The organism is Rhodococcus sp. USK13 (assembly GCF_018343855.1).
GTDB lineage: Bacteria > Actinomycetota > Actinomycetes > Mycobacteriales > Mycobacteriaceae > Rhodococcus_F > Rhodococcus_F oxybenzonivorans.
This window is the reverse complement of the sequence record NZ_CP069242.1, coordinates 470,982-491,730: the sequence shown is the minus strand read 5'-3', so window position 1 is coordinate 491,730 and position 20,749 is coordinate 470,982. Positions and strand designations below refer to the sequence as shown.

At 65.9% G+C, this 20,749-nt stretch carries 18 protein-coding genes and 1 pseudogene; 8 read left to right on the top strand and 11 right to left on the bottom strand.

Going from position 1 to position 20,749, the window contains the following annotated elements; translation table 11 throughout:
- Positions 1–247: 247 nt before the first annotated feature.
- Positions 248–1,945, top strand: coding sequence for a PHA/PHB synthase family protein (locus tag JQT59_RS05115; RefSeq protein WP_249354133.1), 1,698 nt, complete (start codon positions 248–250; stop codon positions 1,943–1,945).
- Here JQT59_RS05115 and mhpA read toward each other — a convergent pair.
- From mhpA to JQT59_RS05095, 4 genes and pseudogenes are all read right to left on the bottom strand, one after another.
- Positions 1,909–3,429 carry a bifunctional 3-(3-hydroxy-phenyl)propionate/3-hydroxycinnamic acid hydroxylase MhpA gene (gene mhpA / locus JQT59_RS05110; protein WP_213575071.1) on the bottom strand — a complete coding sequence of 507 codons (1,521 nt, stop codon included), beginning with the start codon at positions 3,427–3,429 and terminating at the stop codon, positions 1,909–1,911. The two genes, JQT59_RS05115 and mhpA, sit on opposite strands and share 37 nt — an antisense overlap.
- Before the next feature lie 125 nt (positions 3,430–3,554).
- Positions 3,555–4,250: pseudogene (locus JQT59_RS05105) on the bottom strand (AMP-binding protein); the annotation flags it as partial.
- Entirely contained in the window at positions 4,247–5,188 is a 942-nt protein-coding gene (locus JQT59_RS05100; RefSeq protein WP_213575069.1) for a fumarylacetoacetate hydrolase family protein, read from the bottom strand. The pseudogene JQT59_RS05105 and the gene JQT59_RS05100, both read right to left, overlap by 4 nt.
- Entirely contained in the window at positions 5,185–6,318 is a 1,134-nt protein-coding gene (locus JQT59_RS05095; RefSeq protein ID WP_213575067.1) for a VOC family protein, read from the bottom strand. The genes JQT59_RS05100 and JQT59_RS05095 overlap by 4 nt, the downstream gene beginning before the upstream one ends.
- A gap of 124 nt (positions 6,319–6,442) precedes the next feature.
- On the opposite strand from JQT59_RS05095, the gene JQT59_RS05090 reads away from it, so the two are divergent.
- Positions 6,443–7,111, top strand: a complete 669-nt coding sequence (locus JQT59_RS05090; protein ID WP_213575065.1) for a TetR/AcrR family transcriptional regulator — start codon at positions 6,443–6,445, stop codon at positions 7,109–7,111.
- A gap of 153 nt (positions 7,112–7,264) precedes the next feature.
- On the opposite strand, the gene JQT59_RS05085 is transcribed toward JQT59_RS05090, so the two are convergent.
- Complete coding sequence (locus JQT59_RS05085) at positions 7,265–8,032, bottom strand: DeoR/GlpR family DNA-binding transcription regulator (RefSeq protein WP_213575063.1); 768 nt, start codon at positions 8,030–8,032, stop codon at positions 7,265–7,267.
- Positions 8,033–8,221: 189 nt separating this feature from the next.
- Here JQT59_RS05085 and gnd point away from each other — a divergent pair, with 189 nt between their 5' ends.
- From gnd to JQT59_RS05065, 4 genes are read left to right on the top strand one after another with little or no spacing between them, the layout of a single operon-like run.
- Positions 8,222–9,118: a phosphogluconate dehydrogenase (NAD(+)-dependent, decarboxylating) gene (gene gnd / locus JQT59_RS05080; RefSeq protein WP_213575061.1), complete on the top strand. Its 897-nt coding sequence runs from the start codon at positions 8,222–8,224 to the stop codon at positions 9,116–9,118.
- Positions 9,115–10,119 carry a glucose-6-phosphate dehydrogenase (coenzyme-F420) gene (fgd, locus tag JQT59_RS05075; protein ID WP_213575059.1) on the top strand — a complete coding sequence of 335 codons (1,005 nt, stop codon included), beginning with the start codon at positions 9,115–9,117 and terminating at the stop codon, positions 10,117–10,119. Before gnd ends, fgd begins: the two co-directional genes overlap by 4 nt.
- Positions 10,116–11,771 (top strand): glucose-6-phosphate isomerase, encoded by a 1,656-nt coding sequence (gene pgi, locus JQT59_RS05070; protein WP_213575057.1) that lies wholly within the window; start codon positions 10,116–10,118, stop codon positions 11,769–11,771. The genes fgd and pgi overlap by 4 nt, the downstream gene beginning before the upstream one ends.
- Positions 11,759–12,040: a WhiB family transcriptional regulator gene (locus JQT59_RS05065; RefSeq protein ID WP_159918606.1), complete on the top strand. Its 282-nt coding sequence runs from the start codon at positions 11,759–11,761 to the stop codon at positions 12,038–12,040. Before pgi ends, JQT59_RS05065 begins: the two co-directional genes overlap by 13 nt.
- A 135-nt stretch (positions 12,041–12,175) precedes the next feature.
- Here the strand turns inward: JQT59_RS05065 and JQT59_RS05060 are convergent, their stop codons facing one another.
- The 3 genes from JQT59_RS05060 to JQT59_RS05050 are packed head-to-tail and all read right to left on the bottom strand — an operon-like array spanning position 12,176 to position 15,368.
- On the bottom strand, positions 12,176–12,934 hold the full coding sequence (locus JQT59_RS05060) for an SDR family NAD(P)-dependent oxidoreductase (protein WP_213575055.1): 759 nt from the start codon (positions 12,932–12,934) through the stop codon (positions 12,176–12,178).
- Positions 12,931–13,743: an enoyl-CoA hydratase/isomerase family protein gene (locus tag JQT59_RS05055; protein ID WP_213575054.1), complete on the bottom strand. Its 813-nt coding sequence runs from the start codon at positions 13,741–13,743 to the stop codon at positions 12,931–12,933. The genes JQT59_RS05060 and JQT59_RS05055 overlap by 4 nt, the downstream gene beginning before the upstream one ends.
- Positions 13,740–15,368, bottom strand: coding sequence for an AMP-binding protein (locus tag JQT59_RS05050; protein ID WP_213575052.1), 1,629 nt, complete (start codon positions 15,366–15,368; stop codon positions 13,740–13,742). Before JQT59_RS05050 ends, JQT59_RS05055 begins: the two co-directional genes overlap by 4 nt.
- A gap of 118 nt (positions 15,369–15,486) precedes the next feature.
- Here JQT59_RS05050 and JQT59_RS05045 point away from each other — a divergent pair, with 118 nt between their 5' ends.
- Positions 15,487–16,113 (top strand): TetR/AcrR family transcriptional regulator, encoded by a 627-nt coding sequence (locus JQT59_RS05045; protein ID WP_213575050.1) that lies wholly within the window; start codon positions 15,487–15,489, stop codon positions 16,111–16,113.
- Positions 16,114–16,294: 181 nt separating this feature from the next.
- Here JQT59_RS05045 and JQT59_RS05040 read toward each other — a convergent pair whose 3' ends face one another.
- Complete coding sequence (locus JQT59_RS05040; RefSeq protein WP_213575048.1) at positions 16,295–18,157, bottom strand: acetolactate synthase large subunit; 1,863 nt, start codon at positions 18,155–18,157, stop codon at positions 16,295–16,297.
- Positions 18,158–18,648: 491 nt separating this feature from the next.
- Between JQT59_RS05040 and JQT59_RS05035 the strand changes: the two genes are divergently transcribed.
- Complete coding sequence (locus JQT59_RS05035; RefSeq protein WP_213575046.1) at positions 18,649–19,179, top strand: YceI family protein; 531 nt, start codon at positions 18,649–18,651, stop codon at positions 19,177–19,179.
- Positions 19,180–19,268: 89 nt separating this feature from the next.
- Here JQT59_RS05035 and JQT59_RS05030 read toward each other — a convergent pair whose 3' ends face one another.
- Positions 19,269–19,523, bottom strand: a complete 255-nt coding sequence (locus JQT59_RS05030) for a DUF3263 domain-containing protein (protein ID WP_502939781.1) — start codon at positions 19,521–19,523, stop codon at positions 19,269–19,271.
- Between the two features lie 29 nt (positions 19,524–19,552).
- Positions 19,553–20,716, bottom strand: coding sequence for a 2-oxo acid dehydrogenase subunit E2 (locus JQT59_RS05025; protein WP_213575043.1), 1,164 nt, complete (start codon positions 20,714–20,716; stop codon positions 19,553–19,555).
- Positions 20,717–20,749 lie beyond the last annotated feature (33 nt).

Below are 20,749 nucleotides of genomic sequence, written 5' to 3'. Positions count from 1 at the left end.
CCCGTACCTGGCGGTTTCATATATTAATGAATTACGACGCGAAAAGGCCCGCCGCCGAACATTTTTCGGTCACCAGCTCGCCTCGAGTACGTGAATTCGACACAAGTACCAACGGTGTCGAAAATGATCTTGCTCGAAATTCTGGATTACGCGCGAGTAACCATTAAAGGCGTTTATGCTGCGGTCCACACTGGGACTTATCCCCGCCACGGGGTGCTGGTGTCCAGGTACAGACGAAGGAGAACCGTTGACCAAGACAGCGGAGCCGAAGATCGCACTCGTGATACCCGACGCCACCCCCGAGGGGGAGGACCGTGCGGGCGGGTTCGGCGCACGGAACGCGCTGAACGCAGTGACGGGAGTCGTCGGGCAGGGCCGAGTGGTCATCGAGGAGTCGCTCCGCCTCGGGCGCGAGCTGACGAAGATCACCGTGGGCCGCTCGGATGTAGGGCCGGCCGCGGGCGATCGGCGGTTCACGGATCAGGCCTGGACGAACAATCCGATCTACCGCCGTGTGCAACAGACCTACCTTGCTTCCGTCGACGCGGTCGAAAGTGTCGTCGACGACTTGGGTCGACGGGTCGATGACCGCCACGCGCGGGAAGCGGCGTTCGTATCGACCGTCCTCACCAGCGCGCTCGCACCGACGAACTACTTGCTCACCAACCCGGCGGCCGTGAAAGAGGCGTTCGACACCGGTGGGATGAGCCTGGTTCGTGGCGCCCGCAACTATGTGTCCGACCTGCGCCACAACGGTGGGATGCCGCGGATGGTCGATCCCGACGCCTTCACGCTGGGCGTCGATCTCGCCGTGACGCCGGGTGCCGTCGTCGCCCGCGACGAGGTCGCCGAGGTGCTGCAGTACACGCCGACCACGGAGACCGTGTACGAGCGCCCCGTGCTCGTGGTGCCGCCGCCGATCGGCCGCTACTACTTCCTCGACCTGCGCCCCGGTCGCAGCTTCGTCGAGCACGCCGTGTCCCGCGGACTGCAGACGTTCATGCTGGCGTGGCGTAATCCGCAGGCAGAACAGGGTGACTGGGACCTCGACACGTATGCGCAGCGGGTGTCGGACGCGATCGACGAGGTCCGGGAGATTACCGGCAGCGATGACGTCAACGTGATCGGTTTCTGCGCCGGCGGCCTCATCACCACCGCCCTGCTCAACCACCTTGCCGCCACAGGGGACACCCGCGTGCACAGCATGTCGTACGCCGTGACAATGCTCGACTTCGCAGACCCGGCGGGGCTCGCGGCATTCTCGGGACCGAGACTGCTGCAGCTGGTGAAGGGCCGATCCCGGCGGAACGGCATCATCTCGGCACGCGACATGGGCAGCGCCTTCACGTGGATGCGCCCGAACGACCTCGTCTTCAACTACGTGGTCAACAACTACCTCATGGGACGGACGCCACCGGCCTTCGACATCCTCGCCTGGAACGCCGACGGCACCAACCTGCCCGGGGCGCTGCACGTCCAGTTCCTCGACATCTTCGAGAACAACACCCTTGCGACGCCGGGAGCGATGACGGCGCTCGGCACGCCCGTCGACCTCGGCAGGATCACCGTCCCCACCTTCGTCTCCGGCGCGATTGCCGACCACCTCACGTCCTGGAAAAACTGTTACCGCACAACCCAACTGTTGTCGGGCGACACCAAATTCGTGCTCAGCTTCTCCGGGCACATCGCCAGCCTCGTCAACCCGCCCGGCAACCCGAAGTCCCACTACTGGGAAGACGGAGAGCCAGGACCCGATCCCGAGGCATGGCTCGACGCGGCGACGAAGAAGACCGGCAGCTGGTGGGAATCCTGGGCCGATTGGGTCTCGGAACGGGCCGGCGAGCGCATCGCCGCGAGTACACGCCTGGGCAGCGACGAGCACACCGTCCTCGGCGACGCACCCGGTCTCTACGTGCGCGACCTGAAAGCCGGTATTCCCGTGTAAAGGGCGGCCAGAGATCGCCCGGTCTGCATGACGGTGCGGTCGGGTCGCACGATCGCCGCGGTCGCGTGCCCGTCGGCGAGCCAGCGACCCAGGTCGGAGCCGGGCGGGGCGGGCACGACGACGGCGCCGCGACGTTCGATCTCGTAACGCTGGCCGGCGGACGGCTCGATCGTGGTGACGAGCAGGAACTGTGCGGGCGTGCTGTCGTCGAGTCGACGGCCCTTACCGTCGAGAACTGGGTTCGGGCACAGGGTTCCGGCCAGTCCACGCGTGGGCCCGGTCCGGTGGACGAATTCGGAGCGGCGCAGCGCTGGGGTGGTGCTGTCGGTGATCTTCGCATCTACTCCCGGTATCCGTCCGGCCAAGGGAGCGAGGCGCCGTCGCACCACGTTACCGACGCGACCGCCCTCGGTCATTGCCCAGCCGATCGTAGTCGCGAGTCGGATCATGTGGTGGGCGTGAGGCTTCCGTTCCTGCTCGTAGGTGTTCAGGCAGCTGTCAGGAAGGGTGCCGTCGAGGACGCCGGTAAGCTTCCAGGCCAAGTTCGCGGCGTCGCGAAGTCCGGCCCCCATCCCCTGTCCGACGAACGGGGGCGTCAGGTGCGCTGCGTCGCCGAGCAGGAAGACGCGGCGGTCACGCCACCGGTCGGCGACCTGCGCCTTGAAGGTGTAGTCGGTGACCCGGACCAGTTCGAGGTCGGTGTCAGGGACTGGCCGGGTCCAGGGAGCGATCAGGGGCCGCAGTGGGCCCAGGTCCTGGAAGTCCGCTGCGCTTTCCCCGGGCCGGAGCCGGAACTCCCACCGGTAGCGGTTGCCACCGATCCGCATGTACGTCGCGGCGCGGACCGGATCGCACACCTGATGAACACCTTCCCACTGGTGCAGGTCGGCGTCGGTGGCGATGTCGACGACAAGCCAGCGCTGCTCGAATCCGAGATCCTGCATGCGCGAGCCGATCGACGACCGGACCACGCTGTTCGCGCCGTCGCAGCCGAGGACGTACCCGGCTCGAACGAAGTGACGTTCGCCGGTGAGACGGTCGGTGAATGTCACTCGCGCAGAGTCACGTTCGTGCACGACCGCGGTGATGGCACTGTTTTCGCGCAAGCGCACGGTGTCGTACCGGGCCAGCCCGGTACGCAGCAGCTGTTCGAATTCCGGTTGGTCGAACATGTTGGCCTGCGGGAAGCCGTGCACGCTGCATGCCGGGTCGCGACGAAACTCGGCCAGCGTTCTCGTCTCGCGGTCGACGAGCCGTAAACCCTGCGCCGGGCGGGAGATGCGGGCAAACTCCTCGGCCAGCCCGACCCGGGCGACGATGCGGTAGACCTCATCGTCGAGGTGTACCGCCCGCGGCTGTGGATAGACGCCATTCCACCGGTCCAGCACCAGGACGTCGACGCCGTACTGCCCCAGCAGGGTGGCGGCGGTGATTCCCGTGGGTCCGGCGCCGACGATGACGACCGGGTACCACTCCTCGATCATGCCGTTGTCTCCAGTCGCCAGATCAGTGGGTAGCGATCGAGCGCGGGTCGGCCGGCGGCACCAGCGGCCGCGGCGACGGTGACGACGACCGAACCGTCCTCGACAATCGCGTCGAGCACGGTGACCGAATTCGGAGCAGCGGCGGGCAGCATGGATGCCCCGACGAGGCAGGCGCGCAGGCTGGAGATGTCGGCGTCGACCGGGCATTGCGCGAGCACGGCGTAGACGATGGGGACCGCGCTCATCGCGGTAAGTCGGTAGTGCTCGACGATCCGCCAGACTTCGCCGTACAGGGCGGCGTCGCGGTAGCCGAGCGGCCCGGCCCACACCACGTTCTGCCCCCGCAGCATCGGTGCGAGCAGCGTGACGATCAGCGCGTTGACGTGGAGCAGCGGCAGAGCCGCAAAGATCCGCGCACCGGAACGACGCAGCAGTTCGGCAATGTGCTCACCGGACAGGCCCGGGTTGATCGGGGCAGCGATACCGGCGACCTGCGCGGCGAGGGTGGCAGTAACCAGCTCGTCGCGGTTCGGCGACATCAACGCCACGGCGTCGTTCCGACGAATACCGGCCGCGTGTAGGGCAGTAGCGGCTCGGTGCACGTCGGCGATCAATTGTGAGTAGGCGCGCCGCACCGGTTCACGCCAGCGCGCAGCGTCGGGGAGGACGGTCAGCGCGGTGCGATCGGGCCACAGGTCGGCCGCGCGGACCAGCAGGTGGTAGGTGGACGTGGGTAGTCCTCGGGAGTCGAGCGGGACGGCTTCTATTGCGGGGAGATCGTCGGGATGGTCGTACGTCGGCCATAGTGCGGTAGCGGTCACCGGGCGAACCTGACCACGGTCCGCTGGATCCCCAGGTCCAGGACATTGTCGTCCGTGGCGATCGACAGCTCCATGACATCGCCGTCCTGCAGGTAGTGGGGGTTCTTCGCCTGCGCCTTGAAGAAGGACTTCCACTTGACCGCAGGCGGCAGCAGCGAGCCGATGATCTCGACCGGCTTGGACGGCGCCTTCAGAGCGGTGCCCCCGGGAGTGCCGGTGAGCAGCAGGTCTCCGGCATCGAGTCGCTGGAACTTGGTCAGGGCCTGCAGCGCCTGTACCGGCCGGTAGATCATGTCCCGTCCGACCGTCATGTTCTGCCGGACCTCGCCGTTGACGCGCAGTTGCAGTCGCAGATCTTCGAATCGCTTGACGTCGCCCTCCTCCAGAAGCACCAAAGCCGGGCCCACCGGGGTGAAGGTGGGATACGACTTCGCCTCGTAGAACTGCGTTTTCGGGAGCTGCACGTCCCTGGCGGACACGTCGTTCGTGATGACGAGACCGGCGACGAATTCTGCAATGTTGTGCTCGTCGATCGAGGTACCCACCGGAACGGGTCGGCCGAACACCAGTCCCGCCTCGACCTCGTAGTCGAGAAACCGGACATGGTCGGGTTTGAGCACGTCCGCGAACGGGCCACTGATCGAACCGGACGCCTTTCGGAAGAACGTCAGCGGGACGGTATTCGGGTTCATCCCCGAATCCTTCACGTGCGAGACGTAATTCGTCATTTGCGCCACCACCCGGCATGGGGCGGTGACCGGGGAGAGTAGCTCCAAGGTGTCAATCGGGATCGTGGCCGTGGCCGTGGCAGCGGCCTCGATCGCCGCCCGATCGGCGAGAAGTGCGGCCGTGGTGGTGGCAGCGGAGTCGACCGGGGCGGCGCCGCGTGGGGTCTGCACCCACCAGCCGTCGTGGGTGCGGAGGACGGAAATGCTCATGTAGAAGCTACTTTCAACAGGCCACGAAGGCGTTGGAGGTCGAACTCGTTGTCTCCGCGAAGCGAAGAGATCGTCGCGCGCAATTCGCGCAGGGACTCCCGGCCAGGGGCGATACCGAGAAAATCGCTGGTCGCCGGCGGGCCCCACTGCGCCAGACCGGAGGCGCTCATCGGCGCCCAGCCAGGTTCGAGGGCAGCGTCGAACATGTCACCGTCACTGAAATGCTCGACCAGGAAACCGTCCGGGTCGCGCCAGTAATCGAAAATCTGGCTGCCCTGGATGTGACGGCCGATCCCCCACGAGCGGCGGTAACCCCGCTCCCGCAGGTATTCGCCGCCTGCGGCCAAGGTGTCGAGGTCGCAGACCTGGTACGCCGAGTGCACGTAGCGATTGGACGGGCCGAGGGTGAGAGCCAAGGTGTGATGGTCGGCGGGGGTGCTGCCACGGTCGCAGCGGATGAAACTCATCACCGGCCCCCGCTGCCGTTGGCCGGGGTAGTACTGGAAATCGCTCACGATCATTCCCAGGTGCTGCAGATACCAATTCAGTGTCTCGAGGTATGTGGTGCTCTGTAGCACCACGTGACCCAACCGCTGCACCGACGCCGGCTCCCGTGGTGGGCGCTGCGTCGCGTTAGTCCGTTCCGCCGTGCGTCCGACGTTGAGGGTGACCGGAGTCTGCGCGGGCAGTGCGGGTAACCGGCGCACGCCGGAGACCACGCGCACCGAACTCCCATTCGGGTCGGCCAACTCGACGACGATGCCGCCCAGGCTCTCGGGCAGTCGGTCGACACGACGGCTGGTGGCCTCGGCCAGATGCAGCACGTCCGCGTCATCGGCGGCGAGGTACGCCGCTCCCAGGAATCGGGAACGGGGGCCCTTCTTGATGATCACGCACGGCGTTCCGGCGTCGGTTCCCCGTAGCTGCAGTTCATCTCGGGTCCGTGAGGCGGTGGTGAATCCGAAGGCGTGAGCGAACATTTCGGCCCGGTCGAGGTCGGGTTTCGTGAATTCCAGCCACGCGAGATCGTGCACCTTGACGGTCGGGTTCGGCGCCCGGCCGGGGTGTTCACCGCGCCGTGCGCCCTGTTCGCTGTGCAGATCGGCGTGAGCGTCGAAGTGTTTATTCATGAGCTCTCCTCAAGTGAATGACGATATCGTCACTCATGAGTGGTTCGTCGGTCAAGGTTCCTGACGAAATCATCATTTCTGAGCGTCGGTGTTATCGTGGGCGGGTCTACACACAACAGAGGCGGTGACACGGCCCTTGACCACCGACGACGCACCAGCGAGTCGACTGGAACGACGAAAAGCACGCACGCGGGCGGCTCTCATTCGTGCGGCGCAAACCTTCATCGCCGAGGGAAATCTGAGTGTTCCCGTACTCGAGATCACCCAGGCCGCCGACGTCGGAATGGGCTCGTTCTACAACCACTTCGACAGCAAGGAACAGCTCTACCGGGCAGCGGTGGACGCCGCACTGGAGGCGCACGGCCAACTCCTCGATCACCTCACCGCCGACCTCGAGGACCCCGCCGAGACGTTCGCGCAGGCTTTTCGGCTCACCGGCCGCCTCTTTCGCAAGGAGCCCGACCTCAGCCGCGTGCTGCTCAACAACGCACCCGACCTGATCACCGCCGACCGCGGACTCGCCCCCCGTGCCCTTCGCGACATCGAGGCAGCCACCGCGACCGGACGCTTCACCGTCCGTGACCCGGAACTGGCGCTGGTCCTGACCGCCGGAGCGCTCATCGGGCTCGGCCAGATACTGCACGCTCGCCCGGACCGTGACGCCGCCGAGGCCACCGACGCACTCGCCGAAGACCTGCTGCGCACCTTCGGGTTGACCCCGGACGACGCTCGCGAAGTCAGCCGCCGTCCGCTCCCCGACCTCGACAGCGTCGCAGGCGGATCCGCAGCCTGACATCAGCCGCACACCGTTCTTTGGTTCCAGCGATACCAGCTGCTCTCGGACGAACGCCGCCGCGGACGTGCACGCCGATGGCTTGCGGATCAGGGATACCGGACCAAGTTTCCGCAGCGGTGACTATGCCGTCAGCGCCAGGACCCGCAACCCTCAGTCGTCGGCCATCATCGCTCGGGCGACTTTACCGCCGTACTGTTCGGCCTGATCACTCGGAAGTCCGGAGTCGGTGAGAATCGTTTCGACTTCGTCTATCGCTGCGACTTTGGCGAGAGCACGGTGTCCGAACTTCGAACTGTCCGCGAGGACGATGGTGCGCGCCGCGGCCGAGATGATCGCTCGTTTGAGCGGTACTTCGAGCGTGTTGGTATTGGTGATACCTGCAGTCGGGTCGATGGCGTCTGCTCCGAGGAAGGCCCAGTCGGCCGAGTAGTCGGAGAGGAAGTCGACGGCGCGTTCGCCCACCAGGGTAAAGACGGATCCGAGTAGCTCGCCCCCGGTGACCAGCAGGCGGACGGCGGGGATGGTGGCTACGTACTTGCCGATGCGAAGGTCGTTGGTGATGATCGTCAGATCAGCTTTGTGACGAAGCTCCAGAGCAACCTGGTAGGTGGTCGACCCGCTGTCGAGGATGATCGTGTCGCCATCGGCCACATGCTGCGCTGCGCGACGTGCGATCGCGATCTTCTCGGGTCGCCGCTCGGTTTTCTTTACCGCGTAGGGGATTTCGGAGGATGCGCCTGTGACGGGCCGCGCCCCGCCGTGAGTTCGTTCGGCTTGACCGGAACGAACCAACGTGTCGAGGTCACGCCGAATCGTCGACGCGTCCACACCGAGCTCGCGTGAGAGAACCTTCGCCTCTACATAGCCGTCGACGTGAAGGCGTTGGAGTATTTCGCCACGTCGTGTGGTTGCGGACAAGAAACACTCCTTGAAACTCGGCTCGATGCACACACGGATCAGGTCTACCCGGATCCTACCTCCTTATGCGCGGTTATTGACAGTCCGAACGCGCAAACGGCATGATTGCACGCAAATCGTGCGCGATATCGTGCATCCGTGGGTCTGCGGCTTGGGGTCGGCGGTCGAGTAAACGTCAAGGAGTTCCCGATGCAGTTGGGTTTGATAGGTCTAGGGCGGATGGGCGGAAACATGCGCGAGCGTGTTCGCGCCGCGGGGCACGAGGTCGTCGGCTTCGATTTCGATCCCACCGTGCGTGACGTCGACTCGGTGGCCGAATTGGTCACTCGCCTCAGTGGCCCCAGAGTGGTGTGGGTGATGGTTCCGGCCGGTGAGCCGACCCGCTCCGTGATCGCCGAGCTGAGCGAGCTGCTCGGGCCCGGAGATCTCGTGATCGAGGGCGGAAACTCGCGCTTCTCGGACGATGAGTTCCACTCCGCTGTGCTCGGTGAGCGCGGAATCGGTTATCTGGACTGCGGCGTATCGGGCGGAGTATGGGGCCTGGACGAGGGCTACGGGCTGATGGTGGGCGGGGACGACGCCGATGTTGCACGCGCCATGCCGATCTTCGATGCACTCAGGCCCGAAGGGAAGCGGGAGGACAGTTTCGTGCATGCGGGGCCGGTCGGCGCCGGCCATTACGCCAAGATGGTGCACAACGGTATCGAGTATGGATTGATGCAGGCGTACGCCGAGGGATACGAACTCCTGGCCGCCGAACCCCGAATCACTGCCCCCGACGCTGTGATGGGTGCGTGGCGGCAGGGCACCGTGGTGCGCTCCTGGCTACTCGACCTTCTCGTCGCTGCGCTTCGGCAGGACCCGGGATTGAGCTCGATATCCGGATACACGGAAGATTCCGGCGAGGGGCGCTGGACGGTCGAAGAGGCCATCTCCCACGCCGTCCCGGTCCCGGCCATCTCGGCCGCCCTGTTCGCGCGTTTCTCCTCCCGCCAGCCGGATTCACCTGCTATGAAGGCGGTTTCGGCTCTGCGGCAACAATTCGGTGGACATCAGGTTCGGAGCATGGAGGCGGTGCAGTCGTGATAAAGCTGGGATACAAGGCGTCGGCGGAGCAGTTCGGTCCGCGGGAGTTGGTGGAGCTGGGTGTGCTGGCGGAGGCGCACGGGATGGATTCGGCGACGGTGTCGGATCATTTCCAGCCGTGGCGGCACGAGGGTGGGCATGCGCCGTTCTCGATTGCGTGGATGACGGCGGTGGGGGAGCGCACGTCACGACTGCAGTTGGGGACGTCGGTGATGACGCCGACGTTTCGGTACAACCCGGCGGTGGTGGCGCAGGCGTTCGCGACGATGGGGTGTCTGTATCCGGGTCGGGTGATGCTGGGGGTGGGTACCGGTGAGGCGCTCAATGAGATCGCGACGGGGTATGCCGGGGAGTGGCCGGAGTTCAAGGAGCGGTTCGCGCGGTTGCGGGAGTCGGTGCGGTTGATGCGGGAGCTGTGGCTCGGGGATCGGGTCGATTTCGAGGGCGAGTATTTCTCCACGAAGGGGGCGTCGATTTACGACGTGCCCGAGGACGGGATTCCGGTGTATATCGCGGCGGGTGGTCCGGTGGTGGCCCGGTATGCCGGCCGCAGTGGGGACGGGTTCATTTGTACGTCGGGTAAGGGTATGGAGTTGTATACGGAGAAGTTGCTGCCGGCGGTCGCGGAGGGGGCGGCGAAGGCGGAGCGTGAGGTCGCGGAGATCGACAGGATGATCGAGATCAAGATTTCCTATGACACGGATCCGGAGTTGGCGTTGGAGAACACCCGGTTCTGGGCGCCGTTGTCGTTGACGGCGGAGCAGAAGCATTCGATCGATGATCCGATCGAGATGGAGAAGGCGGCGGATGCGTTGCCGATCGAGCAGGTCGCGAAGCGGTGGATCGTGGCGTCGGATCCGGATGAGGCGGTGGCGCAGATCAAGCCGTATCTCGACGCCGGATTGAATCATCTGGTGTTCCATGCGCCCGGGCATGACCAGAAGCGGTTCCTGGAGTTGTTCGAGCGCGACCTTGCCCCCCGGCTGCGAGGACTCGCATGACACACAACGTCACCGCTACGCCGCTGTGGCAGAAACTGTCCGATCACCACTGGGAAGTCGCGGCCACGCACCTTCGGGAACTCTTCGACGCCGACCCTCGTCGGGGCGAAGACCTGAATGTCACGGCCGGCGATCTCTACATCGATTACAGCAAGCATCGTGTCACGCGCGAGACGGTCGGCCTGTTACTCGACCTCGCCCGGGCCGCCGGCGTGGAACGCCACCGTGAGGCGATGTTCACCGGCGAACACATCAACACCTCCGAGGACCGGGCTGTTCTGCACACTGCTCTGCGCGCGAGCCCCGAGCGCGAGCTGATCGTCGACGGACAGAACGTGATCGAGGACGTGCACGCGGTGCTGGGGCGGATGGGTGAGTTCACCGATCGTGTCCGGTCCGGCGTGTGGCGCGGGGCCACCGGCGAGCGCATTCGTACGGTGGTGAACATCGGGATCGGTGGATCCGACCTCGGTCCGGCCATGGCCTATCGCGCCTTGCGCCACTACGTCGACGGGCCCGAGCTACGGTTCGTCTCCAATATCGATCCCACGGATCTGTTGTCGAATCTGACCGACCTGGACCCGCGCACCACACTGTTCGTCGTTGTCTCCAAGACCTTCTCCACGCTGGAGACGATGACGAACGCATCCGCTGCCCGGCGCTGGATCACCGGCGCACTGGGGGAGGATGCGGTGCCCCGCCATTTCGTCGCGGTGTCTACCGACACTGCACGGGTCACGGCTTTCGGTATCACCGCCGACAACATGTTCGGCTTCTGGGAATGGGTGGGCGGACGGTACTCGGTCGGGTCCGCCGTCGGGCTTTCGGTCATGATCGCGATCGGACGAGAGCGGTTCACCGAGTTCCTCGGCGGGATGCGGGCGATCGACGAGCACTTCCGCACTGCACCCTTGGAATCGAATGCGCCCGTCATCCTCGGCATGCTCGGTGTGTGGTACTCGAGCTTCTTCGGTGCCGACTCGCGGGCCGTGCTGCCGTACGCGAACGACCTGGCCAGGTTTCCGGCGTATTTGCAACAACTGACCATGGAATCGAATGGCAAATCGGTGCGGGCGGACGGTACTCCGGTCGGCACCTTCACCGGCGAGGTTTTCTGGGGAGAACCAGGCACGAACGGGCAACATGCGTTCCATCAGCTTCTGCACCAGGGCACACATCTGATCCCCGTCGACTTCGTGGGATTCACGGAGCCGGTGGAGGATCTACCCACAATCGACGGCATCGGCTCCATGCACGATGTGCTGACTGCGAACCTCCTCGCACAATCGAAAGTCCTCGCGTTCGGCAGGACCGACGCCGAGATCACCGAAGACGGGACGCCCGCCGAGCTCGTCGCACACAAGGTGATGCCCGGAAACAGGCCCTCGACAACAATTTTGGGCACGAAGCTCACCCCATCGACTCTCGGACAGTTGATCGCCCTGTATGAACACCAGGTATTCGTTCAAGGCGTCGTCTGGGGAATCGACTCGTTCGACCAATGGGGAGTCGAGCTCGGTAAGACGTCGGCGCTGGAACTGGGTCCCGCCTTGTGGGACCAGGGCGGAGCACCGGAGGTCGGGGACAGCTCCACTGCCAGTCTGATCCGCGTCTACCGGCGAGCGAGGAAGGAACGCAGATGCCTGCCCTGACGGTGCGGCTGCCCGTCCCCATCGCCGAGGAGTGGGACTGGCAGCTGTCCGCGGCCTGCCGGGACACCGACCCCGCGGTGTTCTTCCACCCCGACAACGAACGAGGCGAACCCCGTGCGCGTCGAGTACGTGCGGCCAAACAGGTCTGCCGGCGGTGCCCCGTGCGGGACCGGTGCCTCGAATATGCACTCGGATCCTCCGAACGCCATGGCATCTGGGGTGGCTACACCGAGGACGAGCGCAAGAAGCTGCGAAGGTCAGTTCGCTGACTGCGCGGGGTGCGGGCGTCGGTGATTATGAGGTCGAACTCAGTCAGTGGCGCGAGGGAATAGAGGCGGGATTCCGGCTGATGGACTGAGGGTGGCGCCCACCCAGCCGAGGCGCTGGGGAGCTTTCGATCGGAGCTACCGGATGGAGGATCCGATGCCGAGGCCGCCGTCGACGTCGAGGACGATGCCGCTGACGTAGCCGGCGGCGGGGGAGCAGAGGTAGGCGGCGGCTTCGGCGATGTCGGTGGGGTCGCCGGTGCGCTTTTGGGGGACTTTGGAGACGAGTTTGTCGCGGGCGGGTCCGTTCATGGAGGCGAGCATCGGGGTTTCGATGAGTCCGGGGGCGATGGCGTTGGCGGTGATGCCGTCGCGGGCGGCTTCGAGGGCGATGGTGCGGGTGAGGCCGACGATGCCGGCCTTGGCGGCAACATAGTTGGCCTGTCCGAAGTTCCCGCGCCAGCTCATCGAGCTGAAGGACACGATCCGTCCGTAGGTGCGGGCGCGCATGTGCGGCAGGACGGCCTGGGCGCAGAGAAAGGACCCGGTGAGGGAGACGTCGATGACGGCGTGCCAGTCCTCGACGGTGATCTTCTCGATCCGGTTGTCGCGGATGATGCCGGCGTTGTTGACCAGGGCGTCGATGCGTCCGTGGGTGTCGGCGATCGTGTCGACCCAGTCCTGCACCTGCTCGGCGGAGGCGACGTCGACGGGGTGGCTGGTGGCGGGGCGGCCGTAGCGGTCGGTCAGCTCGGCGGCCAAGGCCTGGCCGGCGGTGTCGTTGATCTCGGCGATCGCGACGGTGGCGCCTTCGGCGGCGAACCGGTGGGCCATGGCGGCGCCGAGTCCTTGGCCGGCGCCGGTGACGAGGACGACCTGATCGGTGTAGCGGTTCATCGTGTTCCTGTCGGGGCGGGGTGGGTGTTGGGGTTGGTGGTCCTGCCGTGCAGGAAGTCGTTCAGGGCGGTGGGGACGTCGCTGGTCTGCCAGTGGGTGTCGAAGGCGTCGAGTTCATGAGCGAGGCCGTATTTTTCGTCGAGGCCGGTGAGGTCGGAGAGCAGCGATTTGTAGGCGTGTTGGGCGGGGCCGGCGTGTTCGGCGAGTTCGGTGGCGGCGGTCAGGGCTGCGGTGTGGAGGTGTTCGTGGTCGACGACCTCGTGTAGCCATCCGGTGCGCTGCAGTTCGGTTGCCGGGAGCAGGGCGCCGGTGAGGGCGAGCCAGCGGGCCATGGCGTCGCCGACCTTGCGGGGCAGGCGCACGCTGGCACCGCCGGCGGGAAGCAGGTTGTTGCGGACGTGTCCGTCACCGATGAGGGCGGTGGGGGTGGAGATGACGACGTCGCAGGCGAGCGCGAGTTCGAGTCCACCGGCGACGGCGTGCCCGTGGATCGCCGCGACGACAGGCAACCGGCTGGCCTCGAGTCGAGTGGCGAGGGCTGAGACGCCCCGAAGGAACCCGGTAGGGGCGTGCCCACGGGAGTGCAGGTCCAGAAAATACTGGAGGTCGGCACCGGCGCAGAAACTTTTGCCGGCGCCGCGCAGGACGACGGCTCGGGTGTCGCGGTCGGCCTCGGCGTCGGACAGCGCGGCGCCCAGTGCCTCGACCAGGATGTCGTTCAAGGCGTTTCGTCGGTCGGGGCGGTTGAGGGTGAACATGCGTGTCGCACCGTGCTGGGTCACGACCAGCGGTGTCCGGGCATCGGTCATGAGTGTGCTTCCTGTCGGGACAGTTCGGCGCGGCGCTGCTGGCGGAGCTGCGCGCGCTGGATCTTGCCGCTCGGGGTCTTGGGGAGGGTGTCGACGAAATGCACCCGGCGCGGGTAGGCGTGGGCGGCGTACTTGGTTTTCACCCACTGCTGCAGTTCGTGGGCGAGCGCGTCGCCGGGGTCCTGGTCGTGGTCCGGTGCAGTGATGACGTAGGCCTCGATCACTTCGCCGCGCACCTCGTCGGGTGCGGCGACCACGGCGCACTCACGCACTGCAGGGTGCTGCGCCAGTACGGATTCGACGTCGAAGGGGCCGATTCGGTAACCGGCCATGATGATGACGTCGTCGTCGCGGGAGGAGAAGTGCAGGATTCCGTCGGCGTCGATGCTGGCGGTGTCGCCGGTGAGGAAGTAGTTCTTGTCGGTGGTGAATCGGCCCGCGTCGCCGCGTCCGCCCGCGTACTCGGTGAACGTCATCAGCGGGCTGTCGGCGACCACCACCGCGAGCCGCCCGACCGTGCCGGCGGGTGCGGGCTCGTCGCGGTCGTTCTCGAGCAACTTCAGCGTCCACCCGGGCAGCGCGACCCCCATCGCTCCGGACACCACCGGCACTGCGACGTCGGGGTGATGCGGGAAACCGGCGGGCATCCCGAGTTCGGTCTGTCCGTAGTGGTCGTGGACGAGCAGGCCGAGTTCCTTCTCGGCCCAGAGGTTGACCTCGGGGGTGAGCGGTTCACCCGCGCTCGAGAGGCGGCGCAACGCGAGTGTGTCCGGACGAGTCAGTGTTTCGGCGCGCAGGCCCCGGTACACGGTCGGCGCTGCCGCGTAATCGGTGACCTCCAGTTGGGAGAGCACCGACCACGTGGAGGCGGCGGAGAAACCGCCGCGGGTCAGGATTGTCGGAACGCCGGCGGCCAACGGTGCGATGATCGCGGTGTAGAGCCCGTACGCCCAACCCGGGTCCGCCGCGCACCAGAACACGCTGTCGCCGCGGACGCCGAGTGCGAATTCGAGGTAGCTGTGCCATCCGGCGATATAGCGGACGGGATGGATGACGCCTTTGGGGGTGCCGGTGGTGCCCGAGGTGAACATGTGCACCAAGGGGCCGTCGCCACCGACCGAAGCGGACGGCCGGGCGTCGGCAGGAGTGGACACCAGCAGTGCTGTCAGCGTGTCCGCACCGTCACCCGAGACGAGAATGTCCCATGCGCCGTCGGAGGAGATCTTGGACCGGTACTGTGCGTCGACGACGACGAGCTTGGTCTCCGAATTGGCCAAGCGCGAGGTCACGGCGTCCTCGGCGAACGCCGTGAACAGTGGAACGTAGACGGCCCCGACCCGCCAGATGCCGAGAAGCACGGTGACCAGGTCGGTGCTCTTGCCCATCAGGGTCGCCACGCGATCGCCCCGGCCGATCCCGTGATCGGTGAGCACCTGCGCGAACCGGCGTGACGACTCGGTGAGGTCTGCATAGGTCAGTCGTGTGGTGGACAGATCCTCGTTCACGACCGTGAGTGCCAGGGATTCGGGTGGGTGCCGATCGCACAGTAGCCACGCCACGTTCGTGCCGTCACCGGCGTAGGACGACAGGATCTCGCGTACTCGCGCGTCGATATCGGCAGCCACGACAACTCCTAGCGGGTAATCTATTGGGTAATTGAGTACCTATCAATGTACCCAACGTGTGTCGGGAAGGGAAGCCCTGTGGATTCGAGGGGCCCGGGATTGTGGAACACTCGACCGCATGGCCCGTGCAGGAGCGACGCCGAACCGCGCGACGATGAATACCCCGCGGCGTCGGCGCGTCGACACCGCCCGCAGGGATGAACTGCTCGCGCGGATCGAGGAGATCTTCCTGACGGAGGGGTTCACGTCGGTCACCGTCGACGACCTGACGCAGCGTCTGCGGTGCTCCAAGGCCACCCTCTACAGCGTGGCGTCGACAAAAGAGCAACTTGTCATCGCCGCCACGAAACACTTCTTCGGCGCCGCCGCGGACGAGATCGAAGCCGCCGTTGCCGACGAGTCCGATCCTCGTAAGCGGATTACGACGTATCTCGGTGGTGTCGCCTCGGCGATGCGCCGCAACTCGCGGGCGTTTTACGAAGACATGGTTTCGTACGCACCGACGGCGGAGATCTACGGTCGCAATACCGCGCAGGCCGCGCAGAGGGTGCACGAATTGATCGACGAGGGCGTCGAAGCCGGGCACTTCCGCGCCACCGACGCCGCATTCGCCGCCCAGTTGGTGGCATTGGCGATCGACGCCGTCCAGTCCGGTGTGCTCCTCGAGCGCACCGGCCTGTCCGCCGCCGATGCCTTCGGCGAGCTCGGTGACCTTCTGCTCCACGGCTTGCTGCGCACCGACTGAGAGCGTTCACCGGCGGAATCCGCAAACTCCGGATTTTCAACACGGATGCGGCGCCACCTCCGAAACCGAGTGGGTCGTGTTTCGCGTAACGCTAGGAACCAATCTGGTTGACCTGCAACGTCGTTGCGAGCGGTCCTCACCGCGGCAGCGCGGTTGCCGACCGCCCAGTAGGTCCCGCCTTCTAGTGGCCGTCGATCCCCTCGAGCAGTCCGTGGATGGTGGCTGTTTCGGCGGCTTCCTCGGTGTCGTCGAACAGCGGCCGGATTCCTCGAGCGGCCATGATCTGGTCGTTGCTGGCGCCGGCGGCGATCATGGGCCAGACCAGGGCGTCGTCACCGACGATGAAGTCGATGACGACGGGGCGGTCGTTGATAGCCCGGGCTCGAGCGATCACCGCGTCGACGTCCTCCTCGCGTTCACAGCGCAGTGCGACACACCCGAGCGCCTCGGAGAGCTGCACGAAGTCGGGGATGCGGCGCGAATGGGTGGCCAGGTCGACGTTCGAGTACCGGCCGCCGTAGTGAATTTCCTGCAGTTGTTTGACCATGCCGAGGTTTCCGTTGTTGATCACGGCCACCTTGATCGGGATGCCCTCGATCGCGGCGGTCGCCAGTTCCTGGTTGGTCATCTGGAAGCAGCCGTCGCCGTCGATCGCCCACACCTCACGGTCGGGTGCACCGAGTTTCGCGCCCAGCGCCGCCGGCACCGCATAACCCATCGTGCCCAGACCGCCCGAATTCAGCCAGGTGCGCGGCTTTTCGTAACTGATGTAGTGGGCGGCCCACATCTGGTGCTGGCCGACGCCGGAGCAATAGATCGCATGGGGACCGGCGGCCTTGCCGAGAGCTTCGATGACGAACTCCGGTGACAGGGCTCCGTCGCGAGGGCGGTCGTAGCTGACCGGGTAGGTCCGGCGAATCCCGTCGAGGTAGTCGCGCCAGCCGGTCAGGTCGATTGGCCGGCCTTGGTTGCGGCGGGAACGCATCGCGTCGATCAGTGCTGTGATGGTCTGCTTGCAGTCACCGACGATCGGCACGTCGGCGAATCGGTTCTTGCCGATCTCGGCGGGGTCGATGTCGGCGTGGATGACCTGGGCGCCGGGCGCGAACGAGTCCGCTTCGCCGGTGACGCGGTCGTCGAACCGGGCACCGAGTGCGATCAGCAGGTCGCTCTTCTGGAGCGCGGCGACGGCGGCGACGGTGCCGTGCATGCCGGGCATCCCGTAGTGCAGGCGGTGGCTGTCGGGAAACGCTCCGCGGGCCATCAGCGTCGTCACGACGGGAATCCCGGTCAGCTCCGCGAGCAGCGCCAGTTCCACCGACGCCTCGGCCTTGATCACACCCCCACCGACGTAGAGGACGGGCGCCTTCGCGGCGGCGATGAGGTCGGCGGCCGCACGGATCTGCTTGCCGTGTGGTTTGCTGACCGGCCGGTAGCCGGGCAGGTGGGTCGCCGGTGGCCAGGCAAAGGTGGTGGTGGCCTGCAGGACATCCTTGGGGATGTCGACGAGCACCGCGCCGGGGCGTCCGGTGGCGGCGATGCGGAACGCCTCCGCGAGGGTGCGGGGGATGTCTTTGGGGTCGGTGACCAGGAAGTTGTGCTTGGTGATCGGCATGGTGATACCGCAGATGTCGGCTTCCTGGAAGGCATCGGTGCCGATCAAGCCGCGTCCGACTTGCCCGGTGATCGCCACGATCGGCACCGAGTCCATCTGCGCGTCGGCGAGCGGGGTGACCAGGTTCGTCGCGCCCGGGCCGGACGTTGCCATGCACACGCCGACCTTGCCGGTGGCTTGGGCGTAGCCGGTGGCCGCATGTCCAGCGCCCTGCTCGTGTCGCACCAGCACGTGACGCAGCCGCTGGGAATCGATCAGCGGGTCGTACACCGGCAGGATCGCACCACCCGGGATACCGAAGACCACCTCGACGGCAAGCGCTTCGAGTGAGCGCACCACCGCTTGGGCGCCGGTCACCCGGATCGGGTGGTGTTCGGGGAGAGCAGTGGCTGCTGCGGCAATCCGGCTGGGCGGCTCGCTGTCGCACATCGCCGGGAGGGTTCGCTGCGGAGCGGAGACAGAAGATTGCACAAGAAGTCCTCGAGTCGGATCCGTGCTGCACATGGTGCGCACAGTTTGCGGTTACGGGTCGGACCCGCCATTTACGATGCGTCGAAAACCGTGCGGCGGTGTCGTTGTCCGGGTCTCCGGCCTCGTGAGCTCTCCCGGTAGGCGATCGAGAAACGGCGTGTCTTTCTCGTGCCTGCGTGATCTCAGTCAAGCAGCGACCGGCAGATCCGGCAACCAGCACCCATGAGAGTGAGCAATCTGCACGCCGATGCTGATACTGAAGCAGAATCCGGTGGTCATCCTGCCCACCGTCGACGCTGTCGGACGAAACGGCCGCCCTCCGAACGTGATCGGCGTGGGCGTCGGGCCGGGCAGCGAAGATTTCGATCAAACCTTGCACATTCAGGACAACTGTTATCAAATATTTCAACTGCCATTCGGCGAAAGCATCTTTTCCGAGGAGTCCACCTATGCCCGACATCCATTCCGCGTCCTCGGACCCGGCCTCCACAACCATTCCCTCTGGTACGTATGCCATCGATACCGGGCGATCGGCGGTGACATTCCGGGCCAAAGCGTTCGGGTTGATGTGGGTGCGGGGCCGTATCCCGGTGCGGGAGGGTTCGATCACGGTCAGCGGCGGCCGCATTACCGGGACCGGTCTGCTTGCTGCCAACCGCATCGATACCGCATTGGGGCCCCGTGATTGGCACCTGCGGTCCGCGCACTACCTCCACACGGATAAGCACCCCACGATTAGGGTGGCGATCGATGGTGCCGCCCTGTCGAGTCAGTCCGTTCCGTGCGAGGTGACCGTTCGGGGGACCACGGCTCCCGTGCGGTTGCAGCTTCGGGCGATCGAGGTGGCCGACACACTCCATATTACTGCGGAGACGACGGTGGATCGCACCGTCTATCCGATGCTGGGCCCGTGGGCCGGGGTGTCACGCCGTGCGAACCTGGTGATCACCCTCGTCGCCCGGCCAACCGGGAACGAGTAATCCACCGAAGATGTTCGTGGAGAGACTCTCTCGCAACGATGTAACCCGGAAACCGGTGGCCGCCATTGTGGGGCGGCCACCGGTGTGGATCACACGGCCACGCGTGTCATCGCAGCAGTGCCCGAAGCCGGGCGGGCGAGTTTGCTGGAGCAGAAGTCCCTCAAGTATGTCCGGGTTGAGAAGTCGACGTCGTTGATCAGGGTGGACGTCACCATCGTGAGAAGGCGTTGGTAGAACACCTGCGGGGTGATGCCGAACTCGGGGAGGATGTATTCGTCTCCTCCGCCGAATCGGGACCATTTGGCGGCGAACGCCAGCATGGCCTGATCGTCTCGCGTCATCATTGCTCCTTCGGCGTGTGTGCCGGTGCCGATCAGGCGAGATCGGCGGCTGTGAAGCCGGTTTCGAGCCGGTTCTTGACGGTGGTGAGGAATCGGGCGGCGTCGGCGCCGTCGACGATGCGGTGATCGTAGGAGATGGACAGGTAGGCCATCGACCGCACGTCGATGCGGAGCTCGCCGTCCTGCCCTGTCGGGATCAGCCGCTCGACCACTGCACCGACACCGAGGATGCCGGTCTGGGGTTGGTTGATGATCGGGGTGTCGAAGAGCGCACCCCGGCTGCCGGTGTTGGTGAGGGTGAACGTGCCGCCGGATAATTCGTCTGCGGTGATCTTTCCGGTGCGCACCTTCTCGGCCTTGTCCGCGATCGCCCGGGCGAGCCCCTCGATCCCGAGATTCTGCGCATCCCGGATGACCGGCACCATCAACCCTTTTTCGCTGTCGACGGCCATACCGAGGTGGCAGTGGTCGTAGTAGGTCACCTCGGTGACGTCGGCGTTCAGTGAGGCGTTGAGGACCCGGTGCTCGGTGAGCGCGTCGACCGCGGCTTTGGCGAAGAACGGCAGGAACGAGAGCTTTAGTCCGGTGCGAGCGAGGAAGTCGTCCTTGTGGGCGGCCCGCAGCCGGGCGATCGCGGTGACGTCGACCTCGAGGACGGTGGTGAGCTGGGCCGAGGTCTGCAACGACTCGACCATCCGCTGAGCGATGGTGCGCCGAATCCGCGGCAGCTTCTCGGTGACGGAGTCGTCCGAAGCGGCCTGCTCCCGCTGCGCCGGGGGTGCGAGCGTGGGTTCCGGGGTGGGTTCCGGTTTCGGCGTCGGGGGAACGGTCGGCGCCGAAACCGGAGGCGCCGCAGCTGCGGTGGGTGCCGAAACCGCAGGCGGTGCCTGAACAGGAGGAGCCGGCGAAGCGTTTGTCGGTGCGGCGGCCGCACCGTCCGACGAATCGGTGATGACAGCGAGCTCGGCGCCGACTGTCACCACGTCATCCTCGTCGGCGAGGATGCGCTGGAGAATTCCGCCGACGGGGGACGGTATTTCGGTGTCGACCTTGTCGGTGGCAACCTCGAGCAGTGGTTCCTCGGCCTCGATGCGGTCGCCGGGTTGTTTGAGCCACCGGGTGATGGTGCCTTCGTCGACGTTTTCCCCGAGCGCCGGCATCCGCACCGTGGTGCCTTCGAGTTGTTCGGTTGTCATGGTGTGGTGTGCTCCTGGCCTGTGGGCGTGCGG